Raw genomic sequence first — 21,220 nt, forward strand, 5'->3', positions numbered from 1 at the left:
AAAGCTAACCAAAGAAAAGGGCTCTCCTTGCAAGGGCACAGGCCACGAGTGCGATGCCGACGCCGGGATTTTTCGATAGGACATCCCTGTCCTATCGAAAAACGGCGCACGTCCTGTGCGCCGCCCTACGGGTCTACTGTTGACCGGTAAAGCAGATCAAAATCTCGGCAACGGCAACGGCAACGGCAACGGCAACGGCAACGGCAACGGCAACGGCAACGGCTGCCGTGCTCTTAGGGTAGGAGCGGCGCGAGCCGCGACCGCGAATCTACGGCCGGCGCGGGCGATCGTGGCTGTGCGGTCGCGGCTCGCGCCGCTCCTACTCCTTGTATCGTCGTGGCCGCAGGATCGCTGTTGCTGTTGCTGTTGCTGTTGCTGCTGCTGTGCGCCTCTACGCACTACAAAGGCAATAGAAGACCCGGAGGGCGGCCTGCAGGGATGCAGGCCGTTTTTCATCGGGACAGGGATGTCCCGTATGTAGATCCCTGCGGAGGCACCGCTCGTGCGGGCCTGTGATTCAAAACAAAGCATTTTTCTTTGGTTAGCTTTCTTTTGTTGCTTATGACAAAAGAAAGTAACCCGCCGCTTTAGCGGCGGAAGCTTTAGGCGTTTGATCTAGATCTAGATCTTGCATGAGCGTTGCGCCGCAAGACCAAAACAGCGTGGTCGCGGCTCGCGCCGCTCCTACCCTCGCGAAACTACGCCGCCTCAATGGCGGGCATCAGCGCTGTCGCCGCAGGGCGTAGCGGTCGCGGCTTACGCCGCTCCTACACGGGGCTGCGGCAAGTGGCGTCGCGAGATTGAAGCAGCGCGGTCGCGGCTCGCGCCGCGCCTACCCTCAAAGGCCAATTCCGCCGGAAGCGACGAACCGCTCAGCCGAAGCGCGCGCGGACCTCGGCGTCGCGCGGCATCGCCGCGGCTGCGCCGACGCGTTCGGTCGACAGGCCGGCGTAGCGGTTGGCGTAGGCGACATGCGTCGCGAACGGGGCCTCGCCGGGAGCGGCGAGCGAGGCGGCGAGAGCGCCGTTGAAGGCGTCGCCGGCGCCGGTGGTGTCGATCGCCTTGACCGCTGCCGCGGGGCAGCGGTAGTACGCGCGGTCGTCGCCGTGCAGGGCGCCGTCGGCATGGGATACGAAGCAGCCGGCCTTGCCCAGGGTCACGATCACGCTGCCATGCCCGAGCAGGCGGCGGCAATGCGCGTGCAGCTCGGCGTCGGGCAGGGCGCTGAGGCTGTCGGGATCGAGCGCGCTGCCGGTGCGCAGGCGCAGTTGCGCGCAGAACTCGGTTTCGTTCGGGGTGATCACGTCGGCCAGCGCCCACAGCGCGTCGCTGGCGACGGCGTCGGCCGGGGCCGGGTTGAGCAGGGTCAGGGCACCGATGCGGCGCGCCGCGGCGAACGCGGCCGCGGCCGATTCGACCGGCGTCTCCAACTGGCTCAACACCACCTGCGCGGTGCCGAGCAGGGCGTCGTGGCTGTCGACGAACTCGGGCGAGAGTTCGGCATTGGCGCCGGGGCCGATGACGATGGTGTTGCGGCCGTCGGCGTCGACGTAGATGCCGGCGGTGCCGGTCGGCGCGTCGCTGCGCAGATCGCGCAGGTCGATGCCGTCGGCGGCGGCGAGCGCGTGCGCGAGCTGGCCGCCGACGTCCTCGCCCAGGGCGCAGATGAAGCTGGCCTGCGCACCGGCGCGCGCGGCCGCGGTGGCCTGGTTGAAGCCCTTGCCGCCGGGGCCGGTGTGGTAGGTGCCGGCGAGGGTTTCGCCGGGCTGCGGCAGCGCGGCGAGGGTCCAGACGTGGTCGACGTTGAACGAGCCGACGACGACGACGCGACCTGCGGTGGCTTGGCTCATGGGCTTAGGCGGAGAAGTGGGTCAGCACGCCGGCGATGGTCGCGGTCATGAAGGTCGCGATCGAACCGCCGAGCACGGCGCGCAGGCCGAAACGCGCGAGGTCCTGGCGACGTTCCGGGGCCAGGCCGCCGATGCCGCCGATCTGGATCGCGATCGAGCTGAAGTTGGCGAAGCCGCACAGGGCGTAGGTGGCGATCAAACGGCCTTCGTCGCTGAGGGCGACGCCGGCGACCTTGCCGTTGACGATGTCGGCCAGGTGGGTATAGGCCACGAACTCGTTGAGCACCACCTTCTCGCCGATCAGGCCGCCGACCACGTTGGCGTCGGCCCAGGGCGTGCCGATCACCCAGGCGATCGGCGCCAGCAGGAAGCCGAGCAGGGTCGACAGGTCGGTCGGCTTGCCGATCGCCGCGGCCAGGCCGGTCTGTTCGCCGATCCAGGTCAGCGGCGCGTTGACCAGCGCGATCAGGGCGATGAAGGCCAGCAGCATCGCGCCGATATTGAGCGCGAGGCGCAGGCCGTCGCCGGCGCCGGCGGCGGCGGCGTCGATGATGTTGGCGGTGTTCTTCTCGACTTCCATCTTGACCGTGCCGCGGGTCAGCGGCTCACCGGTCTCGGGAACGAGGATCTTGGCGATCACCAGGGTCGCCGGCGCGGCCATGATCGAAGCGGCCAGCAGGTGTTTGGCGTAGAAAGCCTGGGCGTCCTGGTCGCCGGCGCCGAGCATGCCGACGTAGGCGGCGAGCACGCCGCCGGCGATGTGGGCCATGCCGCCGATCATCATCGTGATCAGCTCGGATTCGGTCATCTTGGGGATGTACGGCCGTACGGTCAGCGGCGCTTCGGTCTGGCCGATGAAGACGCTGGCGCAGACGCTGGTGGTCTCGGCGCCGGACACGCGCATCACCTTGGTGATCGCCCAGGCCATCGCCCGCACCACCGCCTGCATCACGCCGAGGTGGTAGAGCACGCCCATCAGGGCCGAGAAGAAGATGATCGTCGGCAGCACCTGGAAGGCGAAGATGAAGCCGAATTTGCTGACGTCCATGAGGTCGCCGAAGATGAACTTCGAGCCGGCGCCGACGAATTCCAGCACGTGCACGAAGCCCTTGCCGATCGCGTCGAACACGTCCTTGCCGCCCGGCACCAGCAGCACCACCGAGGCGAAGGCGATCTGCAGGGAGATGCCGATGGCGACCAGCTTCCAGTCGACCGAACGGCGGTTGACCGAGAACACCCACGCAATGCCGACGAGCACCGCCAAACCGAACAGGCCGAAGGCCACGCGCGTAATCGAATCCACTCCACTCTCCCCGGGCGCCGGAGCCCCGGCGGCTTGTTAGCGACTTATTAATCGGGGCAGCCTAGTGCAGTGACGGCGCCAGCGGCAAGCTGCGCCGCCGGGCTTGCCAGGGCCGGCTCGTTCAGATATCGCGGGCAACCACGCGATTGCGGCCGGATTGTTTGGCCCGCTGCAGGCGCAGGTCGGCGCGGCGGAGCAGGCGCGAGAGGTCGCCGCCTTCCTGCGGAAACGTCACCAGGCCGGCGCTGAAGCTCAGCCACAGCGGCTCGGCGCCGCGGCCGGGCTCGAACGGGCGCTCGGCGACGGTGCGGCGGATCGCGTCGACTTCCTCGAAGGCGGTGCCCAAGGGTTTGCGCATCACCAGCAGGAATTCGCCGCCGCTCAGGCGCACCAGCCATTCGCTGGGTTCGGCCTGCTCGCGCAGCACCGCGACCAGGTGGCGCAGGCTGCGGTCGCCGAGGCGGTGGCCGTAGTCGTCGTTGATGCGTTTGAAATGGTCCAGGTCGATCAGGGCCAGGGTCAGGCTGCCGCCGTCGCGGCGCACGGTGTCGAACAGGCGCGGGATGCGGTGGGTCAGCCAGGTGCGGTTCGGCAGCCGGGTCAGGCCGTCGGTGCCGGACATCTCGATCAGGCGCTGCATCCGGTACACGACCATCGAGGTGGCGATGGTCACCATCGCCAACAGGACGATGCGCTGCGACTGGCTGCCGACGGTGACCGCGCCGTAGTCGCTGGACATCAGTTCTTCCGGCGAGTCGGCGGCGGCGAATACGGCCACGATCAGCACAGCGTACTGGAGCAGGGCGAGCAGGCCGGCGAACAGGGTGACGCGGCCGTCGCTGCGCAGCGCGGTCATCAGGATCGCGAACAGATAGCCGCACCAGACGATCAGGCTGTTGAGCCCGGCCGGCAGGTGCTGGGCCGCGAGCGCGGCCAGGACCAGGGTGGTGGCGGTGACGTCGAAGCCGGCGGTGGTGAAGGGCAGCCAGCGGTAGCGGCGCTGGCGCCGGGCCAGGGCCAGCCACAGTTGCGAGAACACGTTGACGAAGACCGCCCCGCCCAGGCCGATCATGGTTTCCTTGACGCTGCCGCCGCCGATCGCGTTGAACAGCGGCAACAGCAGCAGCATCGCGGCGAGCACCGCGCGCAGTCGCGCCACCAGCAGTTCGCCGCCGGCGCCGATCTCCAGCATGATTTCGTCCGGCCGCAGCAACAGCGCCACCAGTACGCCGCGCAACCTTCCGCCGATGCCGTGCATCCCTACGCGATCCCCTTGCCGTCCGCGGCGAGCATAGCGCGAGAGCCGGTCGCCCGGCTCCTGCGTGAGCGACGGTGAGGCGGCCGATCAGCCGATTCCGCGCACCGCGACCCAGATCGCCAGTGCCGCGAACACGGTCGCGGCGACGTAGCGCGCGGTTTTCAACGGCAGGCGGTCGGCAAAGCGGCTGCCGAGCAGCGCCACCGGTACGTTGGCGAGCAGCATGCCGACGGTGGTGCCGGCGATCACCGCCCATAGCGGTTCGTAGCGGGTCGCCAGCAGCACGGTGGCGACCTGGGTCTTGTCGCCGATCTCGGCGAAGAAGAAGGCGATGGTGGTGGCGAGGAAGGCGCCGCGCGCCGAGAACTGGGGTTCCTCGTCGAGCCGGTCGGGCTTGAGCGTCCACAGCGCGACCGCCAGGAAGCTCGCCGCGACGATCCAGCGCAGCACTTCGGGCTGCAGCCACTGCGCGACCAGGGTGCCGAACCAGGCGGCGAGGGCATGGTTGAGCAGGGTGGCGACGAGGATGCCGGCGATGATCGGCCAGGGCTTGCGGAAGCGCGCGGCCAGCAGCAGGGCGAGCAACTGGGTCTTGTCGCCGATTTCGGCGAGCGCGACGGTGCCCGTCGAGACGAGGGTGGTGACGACCGAGGCCGGGAGAAAGGACAGATCCATGACAACTCCGGGGTCGGGCATTCGCGTGGACGCGAAGGCGGACGATGCACGGCCCGACCCGGGTTGCGCGCAACGCCTGCCTTCGGTCTTGCCCGTGGTCGCTAGCGCTCGGCGATGGGGTCGTGGACCCGGATCGTTCGCGCTGGCTGCCGCTCATGCGCCATGGCCGGTGGGCCAAGTGTGTTGACGCATGTCCCCGCGGGCCTTGGCGGCTGCGGGTGGGCTACTCCCCGGAGGAGGAAAGTGGGGCGGATTGTAGCTGGATCGAGGGGGTGGGTGGGGAATGAGAATCTTTCGCTGTTGGGGCCGTCGCGTTGGCGGCGTGGATCCATACGGAGCGCGTTTGCGCCATGGGCGCAGTACCCGATGGGACGAGGCCTTGGCATTTCAGGGTAGGAGCGGCGCAAGCCGCGACCAAGGGACGCGCAGAAAATCCAGCGCCGACATCATTGCTCGAAGCCACGAATCTTCGCGTGTAGGAGCGGCGCAAGCCGCGACCGCGTCGTTTCAATCTCGCGGCGTTCCCGGCCGTAGCCTGTGTAGGAGCGGCGCAAGCCGCGACCAAGGGACGCGCAGAAAATCCAGCGCCGAGGTCATTGCTCGAAGCCACGAATCTTCGCGTGTAGGAGCGGCGCAAGCCGCGACCGCGTCGTTTCAATCTCGCGGCGTTCCCGGCCGTAGCCTGTGTAGGAGCGGCGCAAGCCGCGACCAAGGGACGCGCAGAAAATCCAGCGCCGAGGTCATTGCTCGAAGCCACGAATCTTCGCGTGTAGGAGCGGCGCAAGCCGCGACCGGGTCGTTTCCCGTTGCGGCGTTTCTGGTCGTATGGCGTTGAAGCCACAGCTACAGCAAAGCTTCCGCCCGCTGACGCGGCCGGGTTACTTTCTTTTGCTAAGCCCAAAAGAAAGCTAACCAAAGAAAAGGGCTCTCCTTGCAAGGGCACAGGCCACGAGTGCGATGCTCGCGCCGGGATTTTTCGATAAGACGTCCCTGTCTTATCGAAAAACGGCGCACGTCCTGTGCGCCGCCCTCCGGGTCTCCACTTGACCGGCAAAGCAGCAAAGCAGATCAAAATCACGGCAACGGCAACGGCAACGGCAACCGCGAATCTCGCTCTAAGGGTAGGAGCGGCGTCCGACTGGATTTCCTTCGGTCGCAAGCCGCGACCGCGTAACCACGATCACCCGCGCCGGCCGCCATGGCTCGCGGTCGCGGCTCACCGCTCCTACCCCGGCGAAGGCACGTTGCTTCGATGGATAGCGTTGGCTTTGTTACTTCGGCGCGTCTTCTGGTCGCGGCTCACGCCGCTCCTACAGGGGATGGCGACGCCACAGTCCGATTCCCTCGATGGTTTTGGCTTTGGCTGTGGCTGTGCGTCGCCACGCATTAGCGAAGGCCATGGAAGACCCGAAGGGCGGCCTGCACGGATGCAGGCCGTTTTTCATCGGGACAGGGATGTCCCGTATGAAAAATCCCTGCGTCGGCATCGCTCGTGCGGGCCTGTGATTCAAAACAAAAGCATTTTTCTTTGGTGACTTTCTTTTGTTGCTTTAGACAAAAGAAAGTTACCCGCCGCTTTAGTGGCGGAAGCTCTTGGCGTTTGATCTAGATCTAGATATTGACCTTGATCTTGATCTGGCTTGAGCGATGCTTCGCAAGCCATCGCCGCCCTTATCCATGCGCGCGTCGAATCCACCGGCCACAACAACCACGTCACTGCGAACACGGGCTCTCGACGTTCTCGTCCGCATACAACGAGGCGAAGCCGGCCGGCATCACGCGCGGCATGCGTTGCAACGGCGGTTTCAGGGTCGGGAAGTAGTCGCGCTGCCATTGCGCGGCCAGGGCGACGGCGGCCGGTTCCAGTGCGGCATGGCGCGCTTCCGGGCGGTCGGCGGGCTTGCCGGAGAGACGGCCGATCAGCAGGCGCATGGCGCGGGCCTTGGTCGGGTCGTTCGGGATCAGGCCGGTAATCGGCGAGGAGTTGTCGCTATAGCCGACCATCAGGTCGAACACCGAGGGCAGGTAACCGGCTTCGAACGAGAGCTGCATCATGTTGCCGGCTTCCGCGCGCCAGCGGTCGAACTCGGGCGTGCCCATGCGCGAGTAGTCGATCAGCACCGAGTCGCCGCGGGCGTAGCGGTACATCGCTTCGGGTTCGCCTGCGAGGGCGGCCTGGCGCAGGTAGTGATTGCCTTGTTTCCAGGCATCGGCGGGCGCACTGCGGCATTCGGCGACCATGTGCCGCGCGCGGTTTTCGAGTTTGCTCATATAGGCGCGTTGCTCGGCCGGCATGTCCGGACGGGCGTTGTCGTCGGCCGCGGCCAGCACCTGCTCGGCGGCGGACAGGTCGGTGCAACGTAGCAGTTCCATGCCGAGCTGGCAGGAGGCGCGGCTGTCGCCGGCGTCGGCGCGGTTCTTCAGCTCGGCCAGGGCCGGGTTGCGGTAGTCGCCGGCGACAGGCTGGATCTTGCGCGGCGTGACGGCGGCCTCTGCGCTGTCGGTCGCTTCGGGCGCGTCGTCGGCGATGTCGGCCTGGATGGCGTCCGGTTCCGGCATCGCCGGCGCCGGCGTGCGCAGGCGCGATAGTTGCCAGGCCAACAATGCGACGGCGATCGCGATGAAGATCACGATCAGGCCTCGGGTTTTCAGGTTCGTCGTCGCCACATGCAGTCCTTTGTCGCATCGTCCAGGGGCGTAGCATGACGGCAGTCACCGCTCAGATTGGAGTGCATCCATGCAGTACCGTCGCCTCGGTTCATCCGGCCTCCAGATTTCGGCGCTGTCGTTCGGCGCCTGGGTCACCTTCGGCGCACAGATCGGCCGCGACACCGCCCGCGAGCTGATCGCCGCGGCCTGGGACCACGGGATCAATTTCTTCGACAACGCCGAAGGCTATGCCAACGGCGAGGCGGAGCGGGTGATGGGCGAGGCGATCGCCGATCTTCGCCTGCCGCGCGACGGCTACTGCGTGTCGAGCAAGGTCATGTTCGGCTCGGTCGAGGAGCCGGGGCCGACCCAGAAGGGATTGTCGCGCAAGCATGTCACCGAAGCCTGCCACGACGCGCTGCGTCGGCTGCGTGTCGAGCATCTCGATCTGTACTACTGCCATCGCCCCGATCCGGACGTGCCGGTCGAGGAAACCGTGTGGGCGATGGATGCGCTGATCCGCCAGGGCAAGGTCTTGTATTGGGGCACTTCGGAATGGCCGGCAGCGCTGATCCGCGAGGCGCACAAGATCGCCCGCGCTCACCATCTGCATGCGCCGACCATGGAGCAGCCGCAGTACAACCTGCTGCACCGCGAGCGGGTCGAGCTGGAATACGCGCCGCTGTATGCGGAACTCGGCCTCGGCACGACGATCTGGTCGCCGCTCGCGTCGGGCTTGCTGACCGGCAAATACCGCGACGGCATTTCCGCGCAAAGCCGGCTCGGCCAGGCCGACCAGCAATGGCTGCAACGGATCGTGCTCGGCAGCTCGGACCAGCGGCGGCCGCAACGCGCCGACGCCTTCGTCGCGGTCGCGCGCGAGCTCGGCGCGGAGCCGGCGCCGTTGGCGATCGCCTGGTGTCTGCGCAACCCGCACGTCTCCAGCGTGATCCTCGGCGCCAGCCGCACCGAGCAACTGCTGCAGAACCTGCAGGCGCTGGACTGGGTCGATCGCATCGACGAGGCCGGTTGGCAGCGGGTGGAGCGCGCGACGGCCTGAGACGGCCTGACGCGGCCTAAGTCGGGGAGGAGCGGACCGCGCATGACCGGGGTCGCAGAACCGGCGGTTGGGGTGTTGACTGTCAAATGAGAATCATTATCATTCTTGTCGAGCCCACCCCCAACGAGCCACCGTCATGTCTCTGCGCAATCCGGTGCTGCAATTGAAACCCCGTAGCGATCGCCCCCTGGCTGCCGTCGCGGCGCCCGTCGCCGTGCCCTCCATCGCTTCGGCCTCGGCGACCTCGGCCGTCGTCGCCGCCGCCCAGGGCGTCCTGGTCGAAAGCACGGCCTTGCTTCGCGGCGCGCGTGAAGTGTTGATCCGCCATGGCGGCGAGGTCTATCGCTTGCGTCACACCCGCAACGACAAGCTGATCCTCACGAAGTAATCCTGCGATGCAGTTCCACGTAACACCGCGATCGGCGTAATCCAAGTCACCCGGCGATTGGCGCGGTCCAGCCAAGCCCGTCCGGTCCCATCCGTTCTTTGAATGAGGATGGTGGATCGATGTCCGGATCGACGTTTGGATCTATGGCTCCATCGACGGTCCCAAGCCGATCGCAACGCAACGCCCGCGTCATCCGCCATACCGCGCTCCCGGCAGGAGGGCGGTATGGCGCGTCGGCTCCGGCCGACCCGCCAGCACCTTCTCTCTCAAGGCTGCCAGCCCCTCCGCTTTGCACAGTCGTTGCAACGGACGCCCGCTCGCCTCGGCCAATCCACTACCGAGTCCGACCGAATGTCCTGCGTTCTTACTACTGCTGTGCCCGCTCGTTCCGCTTCCCCGTCCCTGCGCGTACCGGCGCGCTGCGCGCTCGTCCTGGCCTTGTTGCTGGCCTTGCCGGCAGTGGCCGCCGCGGCCGATGCCGCCGACAGCGCCGACAGCGCCGACGTCAACGAACTCCAGCGCGTCGTGGTCAGCGCCACCCGCACCGAGCGTGCCGTGGAGGACGTGGCGGCGACGGTCGGCGCGATCGACCGCGAACGCATGGACCGCGAACTGGTCCGCGACCTGAAGGATCTGTTCCGCTACGAGCCCGGCATCGAAGTCGGCGCGAACAGCGAGCGCTTCGGCCTCGGCGACATCCGCATCCGCGGCCTCGGCGGCAACCGCGTGCGGGTGTTGGTCGACGGCATCTCGGTGTCCGACAGCTTCTCGATCGGCAGCTTCTCGAATGCCGGGCGCAATTTCGTCGACCTCGATACGGTCAAGGAAGTCGAGGTCGTGCGCGGCCCGAGCAGCGCTCTGCACGGTTCCGACGCGCTCGGCGGCGTGGTGTCGTTCGTGACCAAGGACCCGGCCGACTACCTCAAGGACGACGCCGGCAGCTACTTCGGCCTCAAGGCCGGTTACGACGGCAAGAACGAAAGCCTGTTCGGCGGCGCCACCGCAGCGTTCGGCGGCGAGCGCTGGTCCGGCCTGGTCGTGCTCAATCATCACCAGGGCGAGGAGACCGGCAACCAGGGCGGAAACGCCGCGCTGGACGCACGCCGCACCCGCCCCAACCCGCAGAGCAACGAAGGCCGCAGCCTGCTGACCAAGCTGGTGTACGCGCCCATCGACCGTGAGCGCTTCCGCCTGACCCTGGAAGGCAGCGAAGACCAGACCGATACCCAGGTCTTCAGTGCCCGCGGCACCGCCTTGTCGATGCCGGGCGCGCCGCAGGTGCGGGTGTTGTCGCAGACCGGCGACGACCACCAGACCCGCGCACGGGTCGCGTTCGCGCACGAAATCGACAGCCTCGACAGCGTGCTGGCCGATTCGCTGCGCTGGCAGGTCTATCGCCAGGACAGCGAGACTACCCAGCGCACTCGCGAGCAGCGCGTCAGCGTGATCGGCGGTCGCGAAGTCAGCCCGACCCTGCGCCTGCGCGAGTTCAGTTTCGACCAGCGCGTGTACGGCGCCGAGGCCACCGCGCACAAGGATTTCGCGACCGGCGCGGTCGAGCACACGTTGACCTACGGTTTCGAGTACGAGGACACCGAATTCCGGCAGAAGCGCGACGGCCGCGCGGTCAACCTGACCACCGGCGCGGTCAGCAGCGTGATTTCGCCCGATACCTTCCCGGTGCGCGATTTCCCGGTCAGCAAGACCCGCAACGCCGGCGTGTTCGTGCAGGACGAGATCCGCTTCGCCGACGGCAAGTTCCGCCTGGTGCCGGCGGTGCGCGTGGACCGTTACGAACTGCGTCCGCAGCAGGACCCGATCTGGAACGCCGACAACCCGGGGGTGAAGATCAGCGACCTCAGCAAGACCAGCGTCTCGCCCAAGCTCGGCGCAGTCTGGCACTTCGCCCAGGACTGGTCGTTGTTCGGCGGCTACCAGCGCGGTTTCCGCGCGCCGCCCTACAACGACGTCAACCTGGGCTTCACCAATCTGCAGTTCGGCTACACCGCCATCCCGAACCCGGACCTCAAGCCCGAGACCAGCGACGGTTATGAGCTCGGCCTGCGTTTCAGCGCCGCGGCCGCCTATGCGCAGTTGTCGGTGTACTCCAACGACTATAAGGACTTCATCGAATCCAACCGCCAGGTCAGCGCGCCGCCGCAGACGCCGCTGATCGTGTTCCAGTCGCAGAACGTCGCCAAGGCGCGCATCCGCGGCGTCGAGCTGCGCGGCGGGGTCGACTTCGGCCAACTCTCCGACCGCCTTGCCGGTTGGTCGCTGCGCGGCGCGGCGGCCTGGAGCGAGGGCGAGGACAAGACCGCCGACCGGCCTCTGGAGTCGATCGCGCCGTTGACTGCCACGCTCGGCGTGGCCTACGACCGCGCCAGTTGGGGCGTCGAACTCGCCGGGCGTTTCGCTCACCGCAAGACCGACCTGCCGGCGCCGAACCGCTTCGCCACGCCCGGTTACGGCGTGCTCGATCTGCTCGCGCACTGGGACTTCGCGCCCGGCGCCAAGTTCAACGTCGGCGTGTTCAATCTTGCCGACAAGAAGTACTGGGACGGCGCCAATCTGCCGGGCCTCAGCGCCGGCAGCGCCATCGTCGACCGCTACACCGCGCCCGGCCGCAACCTCGGCATGAGCGTGGCGGTGAGCTGGTAAGCCATGCGCGCGCCGTCGCCGACCGCCACGTTCGACCGCGCCGGCTTGCCGGCGCCGGAACGCTTGGCGGCGGTCGCGACGGTGTTGTGCGTGTATCCCTCGCGTCATCGCGACGCCCTCGACGGCTGGCTGCAGGCGCACAGCGCCGAGCGGCTGGTGCGTCACGACGGCGAAGCCTCGTGCGAGGCCTTGCTGTTCCGCAACGGCGCCGGCCGCGCCTGCTGGCGTTTGTATCTGCTGCCGGACAGCGATTTCCTGGCCTGGGACGATGCCGCCGCCGACTTGCCGGTGCATCGCGGCGCGGAGGCGCGCAGCGGCCTGGGGCCGCGCCTGCGGCGACGCTGGTGGCGCCGTCTGCGCGGCCGCTGGTGCGCCGAGGTCCTGCGCCTGCATGTGCTGCACGACGAAGCCGGGCACTGCGTCCTGCTCGCCGATGCGGCCGAGCTGTCTGACCTCGGGCATGCGCACGCGCGCCGCATCGCCGCCGGCGAGGGCGCGCGCCTGAGCCCGCAGGCGCACGTGTGCTGCTGCATGGCCTCGGGCCTGCGCGACGGCGCGCCGCCGCAGTACGCCTGAACCGACCGCTTCGTCTGTTTATTCCCAATCCTTCAGCCAACCGAGAACCATCGAGTTCAGCCATGACCCGACGTCTGTACCCCGCCAGCCTGCTGGCCATCACCGTTCTTGCCAGCCCCGCCGTGCTGGCCTTGTCTCCCGTGCCGGCCGCCGAGGCCTCGACCGAGCGCGACCGCGCTTCGATCCTGGCGATGAAGGGCGAATACATCGTCGACTTCGCCTTCGACGAAACCGTGCTGCTCAAACCCGGCTACGAGCGCGCCCCGGCGATGCGCAGCGGCGGCAACGAGACCGTCATCGTGGTCGAGGACAGCCCGCGCAAGCTCGTGCTGCAGCACATCCTGGTCGATGCCAAGAGCGGCCACGTGACCAAGCACTGGCGCCAGGATTGGGTCTATGAGGCGCCGCAGCGTTTCGAGTTCAGCGCCGATCAGACCTGGCACGTGCGCAAGATTCCGGCCGAACTCAATCGCGGCGCCTGGACCCAGTGCGTGTACGAGGTCAGCGATGCGCCGCGTTATTGCGGCACCGGGCGCTGGGAGTATCGCAACGGCACCGCGACCTGGACCAGCGACGCCAGCTGGCGCCCGCTGCCGCGACGCGAGTACACCAAGCGCAGCGACTACAACGCGGTCTCGGCGGTCAATCGCCACACCATCACGCCGAACGGCTGGACCCACGAGCAGTTCAACACCAAGGTGCTGCGCAAGCCCGACGGCAGCCAGGAAGAGCTGGCGCGCGAGTTCGGCTTCAACGATTACCAGAAGACCGCCGAGGTCGATTTCAAGCCGGCCTATACCTATTGGAAGGCGACCGAAGGTTTCTGGGGCAAGGTCCGGACGCATTGGGACCGTTATCTGCAGCGCGCGCCGGGCGTGCGGCTCAAGACCAAGATCGACGGCATGGCGATGATCATTCCCTTGTTCGAGCAGGCCGGAAAACTCGAGGACGGCAAGAGCGTCGGCGACGGCGAGATCGATGCGGTGTTCGCCAAGTGGGTGACGGCCGCGCCTGCGGAATAAGCGGCGCCGCTCGGCGCGGTGCGTCAGGCCGCGCGGAACGCGAACCAGAAACAGGAAAGGCCGGGCGGATCGCCAGGCCTTTCTTTTTACCTCTGCAGGCCGCTTCGCCCGGCTCAGTAGACCCGGTGCACGTGGGTGCCGCGAGCTATCGCCCAGGCCGGCGGTGCGGGCGGCGGCGGAGGCGCCTTGGCCTGCGGTGGCGTCGGCGGGGGCGGCGGTGCGGGCGGCGCAGGCGGCAGCGGCGCACGAGGTGCGGCCGGCGGCGCAGGCGGCAGCGGCGGGCGCGGCGGCGTCCACTGCACCGCCTTGGGCACCTTGAGCTTGGTGCTGGCGGTGGTGCGGTCGCGCAGATAGCCGACCTCGACCTGGGCGCCCTCGGCCTGGTTGCGCAGCGCTTCCATGGTTTGCCGCGGGGTGTCGACGCGCCGGCCGTCGATGCTCTGGATCACGTCGCCGGGTTCCAGGCCTTTCAGCTCGGGACCGGTGCTGAGCACCAGCACGCCGCGTTCGGCGCCGAAATAACGCCCGAGCTTGGCGTCGACCGAAGCCAGGTTGAGGCCGTTCCAACGCAGGGCGTCGCTGATCGTCGGCAGCAGGCAGGGCTTGTCTTTGCAATCCTCCGGGCCGAGCCGAACGATCTCGGTGCGCAGGCGTGGGGCGACCACGGCATCGGCCGGGGTGAATTCCATGCGGTCGCCGGAGACCTCCATCTCGCCGTCGACGGAACGGCGGATCATGACTTGGCCGCTGGTGACGAATTGCGAGCCGTCGCCGCTCTCGAACACCATCACCCGTTCGCCGAGCTGCGGGGTGACCTCGACCGTGACGTCGCGGCCGTCGCGTTGATAACGGATGCGCATCGGCTTGCGCGCTTCGAGCCGGCCGAGCAGCGCACGGGCGTCGGCCAGGCGCGCGTCGCCATCGGCGCCGGCGATGGTCTTGCCGCCGATCGCGAGCAGGCGGTCGCCGCTGCGCAGGCCGGCCTTGACCGCGGCGCTGTCGGGGGTGACCGCGATGATGCGCGCGCCGGCCTTGTCGTCCGGCGCCAGGATCACGCCCAACTGCGGGCCGCGAATCTCGTCGCGGATCAACACCGGCTTGGTCACCGGATCGGGCAGGCCGCGGATCTGTTGGACGACCTGCGGGCGCACCTGGGCGATCACCAGCGGACGCTCGCCGTGCGAGCGGCGCACGATCACTCTCGGGGAGGCATCGTCCTGCGGTGCCGGCGTATGGGCCGCTGCGCCGTTCGGCGTGCCTGCCGGCGCGTAGGCCAGGGCGCTGCCGATCGCGGTGGACAGCAGCAGTGCAGTCAGAGTGAAGCGGTGCATAAAGGTCTCCGGTGCCGCATGAAAGGGATCAGTCGACGCGAACCAGGGCGTCGTCGTAGCGTTCGCCGCGAGCGGCGAACCAGCGTTGCGTGCTTTCCACGCCGGCCAGGGTGCGCAGCGCGCCGACGCGCTGCTGCCACAGCGACAGGCGTTGCGCCGCAGGCAGCGAACCGGCGATCAGCGTGGCGTCGATCAGGCGCACGCGTTCGTCGAGTTCGGAACTCATCACCGTCGCCGAGGCGCTGCCGACCTGCTCGTCGCGGGTCAGTGCGACCAGGGCTTCGAGCTGCGCCGACTCGGCCTGCAGCTCGCCGAGTTCGCGCAGCAGGCGGGCTTCGCCGTCGGCGGAGGCGAGCGCGGTCGCGGCGATCGACGCCGTCTCCAGGGGTGTGGGTGCAGTCGCCGGCGTCGTGGTCGCAGCAACCTGGATCGAGGCGGGATCGGTGGCTGCGCCAGCGTCGTGTGCGGCCGAGCGAGTCGGCGGGGTTTGCGAGCGCCGCGGTACCGGTGTGGACGCGATGCGGTCGGTCGCCGGGCTCGGCGAGCGCACCGGCTTGGTCGCCATTGTCGGAACCTCCCGTGACGAGGCCTTCGGGGTCGACGCGTCGGCGATCCGGGTCGCAGGCACGGTGGCGCCGTGCCGCGGATCGAGGCCAGCGTCGGCGGCGGGCTTCGCGGTCGCTGGCTTCGCAGTTGGAGCGGCGCTGGAATGCGCGACGGCTTCCGCGCCGACGCCGGTCGGGTCCGAGTCGTGATTGCGCAGCGACAGCCACAGACCCAGGGGCAGGGCCGCGGCCAGCATCGCGGCCATCATCCAGCGCTGGCGCGGCCGTGCGTTCGCCGCGGCGCGCCGCGGTTCGACTTGGGCCGAACCGTTCCTTAAAGGATGCGAGCGGATCGGTTCGGCCGCGGAGGATTCGCCCGGCGTCGGCAGGACGCCGCGCTGGGCGAGAGTCGCGGCGATACGCGACCAGCCATCGGCCGGCGGCATCTCCGGCGGCAATTGCGCGAACGCCGACGACCAGTCCTGCGGCGCGGAAGGGGTGCGGTCAGGCATGGGCCTGCTCCAGATCGTTGTGCTTGATGCCCGACTCCAGCAACTGGCGCAGGCGTCGACCGCCACGAGCGAGTTGCGATTTGGAGAAGCTCGGCGTGCGCTGCATCAGCGCCGCGATCTCCTCGTGGGTGTAGCCCTCGGCGTGGTACAGCCAGAGCACGCTGCGGGTCGGCGCCGGCAACTGCGCCAGGGCGCGGCCCAGCGCTGCCGCATCGGCCGCCGCGGGCGGGGGCGGGGTGCGGTCGTCGGCGAGGTGTTCGTCCTCCGGCTCGACCGCATGCTCGTGGCGACGCTGACTGCGCAGGCGCATCAGCGATTCGTTGACCGCGATCTGCCGCAGCCAGCCCCAGAACGGGGTGCCGCTGCCGTCGCGGTGGCCGCGGAAGTCGCCGATCCGCGTCAGCACTTTGAGCATGGTGTCCTGCAGCACTTCGGTGGCCTCGTCGCGGTCGCCGGCGATCCGCATCGCCAGGGTGAAAACCGGCCGCTCGAACCAGCGGTAGATCTGCTCGAACGCGGCGCCCTCGCCGGAGCGGGCGCGGCTCAGCAACGCCTCCGGAACATCGATGGCGAAGCTCGACAGCGGGCGCGCCGGCTCGGGCGGGATGGACGGCAATGGCGGGGATTCGGTCGGCATTCCAGGGCAAGGATGCGCCAGGGGCGTGAAGGGTCGCAGCCGCAGCCAAGGCCTATACTGAGTCAACGGACAGGGAGGAGGGGAGACATGGGACCGACGTTGCTCGCTGCAGTGCTGGTGTTCGCCGGCGTGGTGCTGTTGTTCAAGACCGTGCGCATGGTGCCGCAGGGCTATCAATGGACGGTCGAGCGCTTCGGCCGCTACACCCACACCATGGACCCGGGCCTGCATTTCCTGATCCCGGTGATCTACGGGGTCGGCCGCAAGATCAACATGATGGAGCAGGTCCTCGAAGTGCCGAGCCAGGACGTGATCACCAAGGACAACGCGGTGGTCAAGGTCGACGGCATCGTGTTCTTCCAGGTCCAGGATGCGGCCAAGGCCGCCTACGAGGTCGCGACGCTCGAGATCGCGATCCTGAACCTGGTCATGACCAACATCCGCACCGCGATCGGTTCGATGGACCTGGACGAGTCGCTGTCCAAGCGCGACGAGATCAACACCAAGGTGCTCAACGCGGTCGACGCGGCGACCCATCCCTGGGGCTTGAAGGTCAACCGCATCGAGCTCAAGGACATCCAGCCGCCGCGCGACCTGGTCGACTCGATGGCGCGGCAGATGAAGGCCGAGCGCGAGAAGCGCGCCAACATCCTCGAAGCCGAGGGCTTCCGCCAGGCGGCGATCCTCAAGGCCGAAGGCGAGAAGCAGTCGGTGATCCTCGAAGCCGAAGGCGAGAAGGAAGCCGCGTTCCGCCAGGCCGAAGCGCGCGAGCGCCTGGCCCAGGCCGAAGCCAAGGCGACCGAGGTGGTGTCCAACGCGATCGCCCAGGGCAACGTGCAGGCGATCAACTACTTCATCGCGCAGAAATACATCGAGGCCTTCAAGTCGCTGGCCGAAGCGCCGAACCAGAAGTTCGTGATGATGCCGATGGAATCGGCCGGCATCATCGGCTCGCTGGCCGGCATCGGCGAGTTGGCCAAGGAAGCGCTGGAGCGCCAGCCCAGCCGCGCACCGGCGACGCCGCCGTTGCCGCCGCGCAGCGGAGGCTGAGCCATGTCGTGGAACTGGCAGACGGTGACCTGGGCCGCGATCGCGTTGCTGCTGTTCGCGGCCGAAGCCATGGCGCCCGGCGCCTTCATGCTCTGGCTCGGCCTCGCCGCGGCGGTCGTGTTCGGGCTGGTGTTGGTGTTCCCCGGGTTGACCGTGCTGGCCCAGGTGGCCGCATTCGTGTTGCTCAGCTTTGTCTCGATCCAGGTCTACCGCACCTGGTTCCGCGGCCGCGAGCGCCAGAGCGACCGGCCCTTGCTCAACCGCCGCGCCGAACAACTGGTCGGTCGCGTGGTGACCCTGGAGCGCGGCATCGTCCAGGGCAGCGGGCGGGTGCAGATCGCCGACGCGTACTGGGACGTGACCGGCCCGGAGCTGCCGGCCGGCGCCGCGGTGCGGGTGATCGGCACCGACGGCATGACCCTGCGGGTCGAAGCGGTGACCTGAGGCGATGACGGCCCTGCGCACATCGGCGATGGTCGCGTTGCTGTGCACGGTCGTTCCCTGCCCGGCCGGCGAACCGAACGGCAGCGAGACCTGGATCGGGCGCGTGGTGCCGCCGTTCCCGGACGGCTTCAAATCCAACACCGGCGGCTGCGTCGGCTCCGGCCGCAGCGCCGAGCAGATCTGCGCGCGCAGCATCGGCACCATCGACGACGCCGAGGACCGCTCGCTGAAGTTCTACGCCGCCGAGCTGGTCGGCCGTATCGGCAACGAGGCGCGCTGGAAGATCACCGACGTGGTGCCGTACCCCAAGCTGCTGCGCGGCGAACGCGTGTCGATTTCGACCTGTGTCATCGATGGCGTCGGCGATCCGGGTGTGATCGCCGTCATCGATACCGCGGTCGAAAACGCCGAAGCGCGCGAGATGTTCGAGGCCTCGCGTTGGGCGGTGCGCCTGGACCGCAATAAAGGTCGCTTCGTCGAAGTCCGGCCAACCGAAGTGAGCTGTTACAACGAAGGCGCCGAAGGGGAATAGCGCCGGCTGCGCAACAGCAGCCACCGTGCGACCGCGAAGACCGTCGCAGGGCCTCAGTTCCCGGCTCCGGCATCAGGTCGCCGCGAACCCTTCGCTGCCTGGCAGGAGCGATGCGAGTCGCGAGTGCAAGCCCTCGTTTTGGACCTCGCGCGTCGTCGGCACAGTTTCGCGGTCGCGGCTCGCGCCGTTCCTGCCCACTCCTAGAGCACGCGGCGCGCTTCCATGCGCTTGCGTACCGAAAATACGTTGCCACGGGCGGCGCGCGCTTCTGGGATAATCGCCGGCTCAACCTCCCCAGCAGAGCAGGCAGCGCCCCATGAGCCAGAAGACCATCCTCAACGACGCCCATCGCGCACTCGGCGCCAAGATGGTGGATTTCGGCGGCTGGGACATGCCGATCAGCTACGGCTCGCAGATCGAAGAGCATCACCAGGTGCGTCGCGACGCCGGCATGTTCGACGTCAGCCACATGACCGTGGTCGACCTGCGCGGCGCGCGCGTGCGCGAGTTCCTGCGCCACCTGGTCGCCAACTCGATCGACAAGCTGCAGAAGTCGGGCAAGGCGCTGTACACCTGCATGCTCAATCCGCAGGGCGGCGTCATCGACGATCTGATCGTGTATTTCCTCGAGGAAGAATTCTTCCGCCTGGTAGTCAACGCCGCCACCCGCGAAAAAGACCTGGCCTGGATCGGCGAGCAGGCCAAGGCCTTCGGCGTCGAGGTCAAGGAGCGTCCGGAACTGGCGATGATCGCGGTGCAGGGCCCGAGCGCGCGCGACAAGCTCATCGGCCTGCTGCGCGAGGAAGACCGCGCCCGCGTCGGCAAGCTCGGCAAGTTCGTCGCCGGGCAGGCCCAGACCGCCGACGGCATCGAACTGTTCGTCGCCCGCACCGGCTACACCGGCGAAGACGGTTTCGAAGTGGTCGTGCCGGAAGACCGGGCGGTCGCGCTGTGGGATGCGCTGCTCGCCGCTGGCGTGAAGCCGGCCGGCCTCGGCGCGCGCGACACCCTGCGCCTGGAAGCCGGCATGAACCTCTACGGCCAGGACATGGACGACAGCGTGTCGCCGTACGAAGCCGCGCTGGCCTGGACCATCGCCCTCGACGAAGGCCGCGACTTCATCGGCCGCCAGCCGCTCGAACAGCTCAAGGCCAGCGGCGCCGCGCGCCAGATGATCGGCCTGGTCATGGACGAGAAGGGCGTGCTGCGCCACGGCCAGAAAGTACTGACCGCGCATGGCGAGGGCGAGATCCTCTCGGGCACCTTCTCGCCGACGCTGAACAAGTCGATCGCGTTCGCGCGCGTGCCGGCCGGCGAGATTCCGCTCGGCAGCGCCGGCAACGTCCGCGTCGACATCCGCGGCAAGGAAGTGCCGGTGCGGGTGGTGAAGTTCCCGTTCGTGCGCGACGGCCAGGCCCAGGACGGCGTGCTGGTCTGACCCGCGCTGCGGCCATGGTCTTCGTCGACTACTACTTCAGCCTGATCTCGCCCTATGCCTACCTCGGGCACGCCGCCGTGCTCGAGGCGGCGCGGGCGAGCGGTGCGCGCCTGGTCTACAAGCCGGTGCGCATCTTCGAGCTGTTCGCCGCCAACGGCGGCCTGCCGCTCGGCCAGCGCGCGCCGGCCCGGCAGCGTTACCGTCTGTACGAGTTGCAGCGCGCACGCGAGCAGCGCGCGCTGCCCTTGAACCTGGCGCCGAAGTTCTTCCCGGTGGATCCCGGCCTGGCCGATCGTTGCGCGATCGCCCTGGTCGAGGCCGGCGCCGATCCGGCCGCCTACATGGACGCCGCGTTCCGGGCGATCTGGGCGCACGACCAGGACCTGGCCGATCGCGACACGGTCGCGCGCCTGTTGCGCGATCACGGTCACGATGCGGAGGCGACGATCGCCGCCGCCGAGACCGCCGAGGTCGCTGCGCGCTATCGGGATTACACCGCACAGGCGATCGCCGCCGACCTGCCGGGCCTGCCCGGCTACGTGCTGCACGGCGAACCGTTCTGGGGCCAGGATCGCGTCGAGGCGCTGCGCGAGGCGCTGCTCAGCGCTCGCGCGCCGTACCGGATCGACCACGGCGGGAGGGCGAGTTGAATGCGCCCGTCGCCCTCCCGGCCGCCGCCCCTGTGGCATGTCGCGCCCGCATCGTTAAACTACCCGCCATTACCAGCCGCTCCCGTCACGTTCGAGGCCAGCCATGAGTGAAATCCCCGGCGATCTGAAGTTTATGAAATCCCACGAGTGGGCCCGCGTCGAAGGCGACGGCAAAGTCACGGTCGGTATCTCCGACCATGCCCAAGGCCTGCTCGGCGACCTGGTCTACGTCGAACTGCCGAACATCGGCGACCGCGTCGAAGCCGGCACCGCCTCGGCGGTGGTCGAGTCGGTCAAGGCCGCCTCCGACGTTTATTCGCCGGTCTCCGGCACCGTGACCGCGGTCAACGCCGCGCTGGCGGACAAGCCGGAAACGATCAACGAAGACGCCTACGGCGAGGGTTGGATCTTCACCGTCGAGATCGACGAGCCGGACCAGCTCAACGAACTGCTCGCTCCGGACGACTACGCCGAGCTGCTCGAAGAAGACGACCACTGATCCCAGCCGATCCGGCACCGTCGCCCTGAGGGCGGCGGCAGCGGGGAGCGCAGAACCGGACCGCGATCGCGGCAGCCGGCTCTCCGCTCCCCGTTTTCGTTTTGGGCGGCGCGGCGGCGCGCGCGTTCGACTCCGGCTTC

The 21,220-nt window shown here is 68.3% G+C and carries 19 protein-coding genes and 1 pseudogene; 11 read left to right on the forward strand and 9 right to left on the reverse strand.

Translation table 11 applies throughout. From position 1 onward, the window contains the following. Positions 1 to 872: 872 nt before the first annotated feature. The 6 genes from ACKN61_RS06395 to ACKN61_RS06420 all read right to left on the reverse strand — a co-directional run bounded on the left by ACKN61_RS06395 (position 873) and on the right by ACKN61_RS06420 (position 7,753). A complete protein-coding gene (locus tag ACKN61_RS06395) occupies positions 873 to 1,850 on the reverse strand; it encodes a ribokinase (protein ID WP_408952782.1) in 978 nt (325 codons plus the stop codon). Between the two features lie 4 nt (positions 1,851 to 1,854). Beyond that, the gene (locus ACKN61_RS06400; RefSeq protein WP_031374196.1) at positions 1,855 to 3,153 is read right to left on the reverse strand and encodes a NupC/NupG family nucleoside CNT transporter; all 1,299 of its coding nucleotides are present in this window, start codon (positions 3,151 to 3,153) and stop codon (positions 1,855 to 1,857) included. Positions 3,154 to 3,274: 121 nt separating this feature from the next. Then, complete coding sequence (locus tag ACKN61_RS06405) at positions 3,275 to 4,411, reverse strand: GGDEF domain-containing protein (protein WP_031374195.1); 1,137 nt, start codon at positions 4,409 to 4,411, stop codon at positions 3,275 to 3,277. A gap of 87 nt (positions 4,412 to 4,498) precedes the next feature. After that, on the reverse strand, positions 4,499 to 5,086 hold the full coding sequence (locus ACKN61_RS06410; protein ID WP_408952783.1) for a TMEM165/GDT1 family protein: 588 nt from the start codon (positions 5,084 to 5,086) through the stop codon (positions 4,499 to 4,501). Between the two features lie 1,507 nt (positions 5,087 to 6,593). Continuing rightward, complete coding sequence (locus ACKN61_RS06415; RefSeq protein WP_408952784.1) at positions 6,594 to 6,812, reverse strand: hypothetical protein; 219 nt, start codon at positions 6,810 to 6,812, stop codon at positions 6,594 to 6,596. Further along, on the reverse strand, positions 6,800 to 7,753 hold the full coding sequence (locus ACKN61_RS06420) for a hypothetical protein (protein WP_408952785.1): 954 nt from the start codon (positions 7,751 to 7,753) through the stop codon (positions 6,800 to 6,802). The genes ACKN61_RS06415 and ACKN61_RS06420 overlap by 13 nt, the downstream gene beginning before the upstream one ends. Before the next feature lie 70 nt (positions 7,754 to 7,823). Here ACKN61_RS06420 and ACKN61_RS06425 point away from each other — a divergent pair, with 70 nt between their 5' ends. From ACKN61_RS06425 to ACKN61_RS06445, 5 genes and pseudogenes are all read left to right on the forward strand, one after another. Continuing rightward, positions 7,824 to 8,795 carry an aldo/keto reductase gene (locus ACKN61_RS06425; RefSeq protein WP_408952786.1) on the forward strand — a complete coding sequence of 324 codons (972 nt, stop codon included), beginning with the start codon at positions 7,824 to 7,826 and terminating at the stop codon, positions 8,793 to 8,795. Positions 8,796 to 9,075: 280 nt separating this feature from the next. Further along, a pseudogene (gene hemP, locus ACKN61_RS06430) lies at positions 9,076 to 9,183 on the forward strand (hemin uptake protein HemP); the annotation flags it as partial. 375 nt (positions 9,184 to 9,558) lie between these two features. Beyond that, the gene (locus ACKN61_RS06435) at positions 9,559 to 11,844 is read left to right on the forward strand and encodes a TonB-dependent hemoglobin/transferrin/lactoferrin family receptor (protein WP_408952787.1); all 2,286 of its coding nucleotides are present in this window, start codon (positions 9,559 to 9,561) and stop codon (positions 11,842 to 11,844) included. Between the two features lie 3 nt (positions 11,845 to 11,847). After that, on the forward strand, positions 11,848 to 12,420 hold the full coding sequence (locus ACKN61_RS06440; protein WP_408952788.1) for a Hemin transport protein: 573 nt from the start codon (positions 11,848 to 11,850) through the stop codon (positions 12,418 to 12,420). Between the two features lie 62 nt (positions 12,421 to 12,482). Further along, positions 12,483 to 13,442, forward strand: coding sequence for a DUF6607 family protein (locus ACKN61_RS06445; protein WP_408952789.1), 960 nt, complete (start codon positions 12,483 to 12,485; stop codon positions 13,440 to 13,442). A gap of 113 nt (positions 13,443 to 13,555) precedes the next feature. Here the strand turns inward: ACKN61_RS06445 and ACKN61_RS06450 are convergent, their stop codons facing one another. Genes ACKN61_RS06450 through ACKN61_RS06460 form a run of 3 tightly spaced genes read right to left on the reverse strand, consistent with a single transcriptional unit; the run spans position 13,556 to position 16,467 of the window. Then, positions 13,556 to 14,773, reverse strand: a complete 1,218-nt coding sequence (locus ACKN61_RS06450) for a PDZ domain-containing protein (RefSeq protein WP_408952790.1) — start codon at positions 14,771 to 14,773, stop codon at positions 13,556 to 13,558. 28 nt (positions 14,774 to 14,801) lie between these two features. Further along, entirely contained in the window at positions 14,802 to 15,830 is a 1,029-nt protein-coding gene (locus ACKN61_RS06455; RefSeq protein WP_408952791.1) for a hypothetical protein, read from the reverse strand. Then, complete coding sequence (locus ACKN61_RS06460) at positions 15,823 to 16,467, reverse strand: sigma-70 family RNA polymerase sigma factor (protein ID WP_051885198.1); 645 nt, start codon at positions 16,465 to 16,467, stop codon at positions 15,823 to 15,825. Before ACKN61_RS06460 ends, ACKN61_RS06455 begins: the two co-directional genes overlap by 8 nt. A gap of 87 nt (positions 16,468 to 16,554) precedes the next feature. Here ACKN61_RS06460 and ACKN61_RS06465 point away from each other — a divergent pair, with 87 nt between their 5' ends. The 6 genes from ACKN61_RS06465 (at position 16,555) to gcvH (ending at position 21,080) form a co-directional block, all read left to right on the forward strand. Continuing rightward, positions 16,555 to 17,517 (forward strand): SPFH domain-containing protein, encoded by a 963-nt coding sequence (locus ACKN61_RS06465; protein ID WP_031373065.1) that lies wholly within the window; start codon positions 16,555 to 16,557, stop codon positions 17,515 to 17,517. Positions 17,518 to 17,520: 3 nt separating this feature from the next. Then, on the forward strand, positions 17,521 to 17,961 hold the full coding sequence (locus ACKN61_RS06470) for an NfeD family protein (RefSeq protein WP_031373064.1): 441 nt from the start codon (positions 17,521 to 17,523) through the stop codon (positions 17,959 to 17,961). A 4-nt stretch (positions 17,962 to 17,965) separates the two neighbouring features. After that, entirely contained in the window at positions 17,966 to 18,493 is a 528-nt protein-coding gene (locus tag ACKN61_RS06475; protein ID WP_152566314.1) for a hypothetical protein, read from the forward strand. A gap of 316 nt (positions 18,494 to 18,809) precedes the next feature. Next, on the forward strand, positions 18,810 to 19,931 hold the full coding sequence (gene gcvT / locus ACKN61_RS06480) for a glycine cleavage system aminomethyltransferase GcvT (RefSeq protein ID WP_408952792.1): 1,122 nt from the start codon (positions 18,810 to 18,812) through the stop codon (positions 19,929 to 19,931). A 14-nt stretch (positions 19,932 to 19,945) separates the two neighbouring features. Further along, positions 19,946 to 20,581 carry a 2-hydroxychromene-2-carboxylate isomerase gene (locus ACKN61_RS06485; protein ID WP_408952793.1) on the forward strand — a complete coding sequence of 212 codons (636 nt, stop codon included), beginning with the start codon at positions 19,946 to 19,948 and terminating at the stop codon, positions 20,579 to 20,581. A gap of 103 nt (positions 20,582 to 20,684) precedes the next feature. Then, the gene (gene gcvH, locus ACKN61_RS06490) at positions 20,685 to 21,080 is read left to right on the forward strand and encodes a glycine cleavage system protein GcvH (protein ID WP_031373060.1); all 396 of its coding nucleotides are present in this window, start codon (positions 20,685 to 20,687) and stop codon (positions 21,078 to 21,080) included. The last annotated feature ends 140 nt before the right edge of the window (positions 21,081 to 21,220 follow it).

The sequence above is a fragment of the Lysobacter sp. Hz25 genome (genome assembly GCF_046097045.1).
Lineage (GTDB): Bacteria > Pseudomonadota > Gammaproteobacteria > Xanthomonadales > Xanthomonadaceae > Lysobacter > Lysobacter antibioticus_B.

What these genes read in the sequence shown, in the direction of transcription:
- ACKN61_RS06460 (WP_051885198.1), bottom strand. Translation starts at nt 16,467, where the DNA reads ATGCCGACCGAATCCCCGCCATTGCCGTCCATCCCGCCCGAGCCGGCG.
- ACKN61_RS06475 (WP_152566314.1), top strand. Translation starts at nt 17,966, where the DNA reads ATGACGGCCCTGCGCACATCGGCGATGGTCGCGTTGCTGTGCACGGTC.
- ACKN61_RS06395 (WP_408952782.1), bottom strand. Translation starts at nt 1,850, where the DNA reads ATGAGCCAAGCCACCGCAGGTCGCGTCGTCGTCGTCGGCTCGTTCAAC.
- ACKN61_RS06465 (WP_031373065.1), top strand. Translation starts at nt 16,555, where the DNA reads ATGGGACCGACGTTGCTCGCTGCAGTGCTGGTGTTCGCCGGCGTGGTG.
- ACKN61_RS06485 (WP_408952793.1), top strand. Translation starts at nt 19,946, where the DNA reads ATGGTCTTCGTCGACTACTACTTCAGCCTGATCTCGCCCTATGCCTAC.
- gcvH (WP_031373060.1), top strand. Translation starts at nt 20,685, where the DNA reads ATGAGTGAAATCCCCGGCGATCTGAAGTTTATGAAATCCCACGAGTGG.
- ACKN61_RS06410 (WP_408952783.1), bottom strand. Translation starts at nt 5,086, where the DNA reads ATGGATCTGTCCTTTCTCCCGGCCTCGGTCGTCACCACCCTCGTCTCG.
- ACKN61_RS06445 (WP_408952789.1), top strand. Translation starts at nt 12,483, where the DNA reads ATGACCCGACGTCTGTACCCCGCCAGCCTGCTGGCCATCACCGTTCTT.
- ACKN61_RS06425 (WP_408952786.1), top strand. Translation starts at nt 7,824, where the DNA reads ATGCAGTACCGTCGCCTCGGTTCATCCGGCCTCCAGATTTCGGCGCTG.
- ACKN61_RS06440 (WP_408952788.1), top strand. Translation starts at nt 11,848, where the DNA reads ATGCGCGCGCCGTCGCCGACCGCCACGTTCGACCGCGCCGGCTTGCCG.
- ACKN61_RS06405 (WP_031374195.1), bottom strand. Translation starts at nt 4,411, where the DNA reads ATGCACGGCATCGGCGGAAGGTTGCGCGGCGTACTGGTGGCGCTGTTG.
- ACKN61_RS06450 (WP_408952790.1), bottom strand. Translation starts at nt 14,773, where the DNA reads ATGCACCGCTTCACTCTGACTGCACTGCTGCTGTCCACCGCGATCGGC.
- gcvT (WP_408952792.1), top strand. Translation starts at nt 18,810, where the DNA reads ATGAGCCAGAAGACCATCCTCAACGACGCCCATCGCGCACTCGGCGCC.
- ACKN61_RS06470 (WP_031373064.1), top strand. Translation starts at nt 17,521, where the DNA reads ATGTCGTGGAACTGGCAGACGGTGACCTGGGCCGCGATCGCGTTGCTG.
- ACKN61_RS06455 (WP_408952791.1), bottom strand. Translation starts at nt 15,830, where the DNA reads ATGCCTGACCGCACCCCTTCCGCGCCGCAGGACTGGTCGTCGGCGTTC.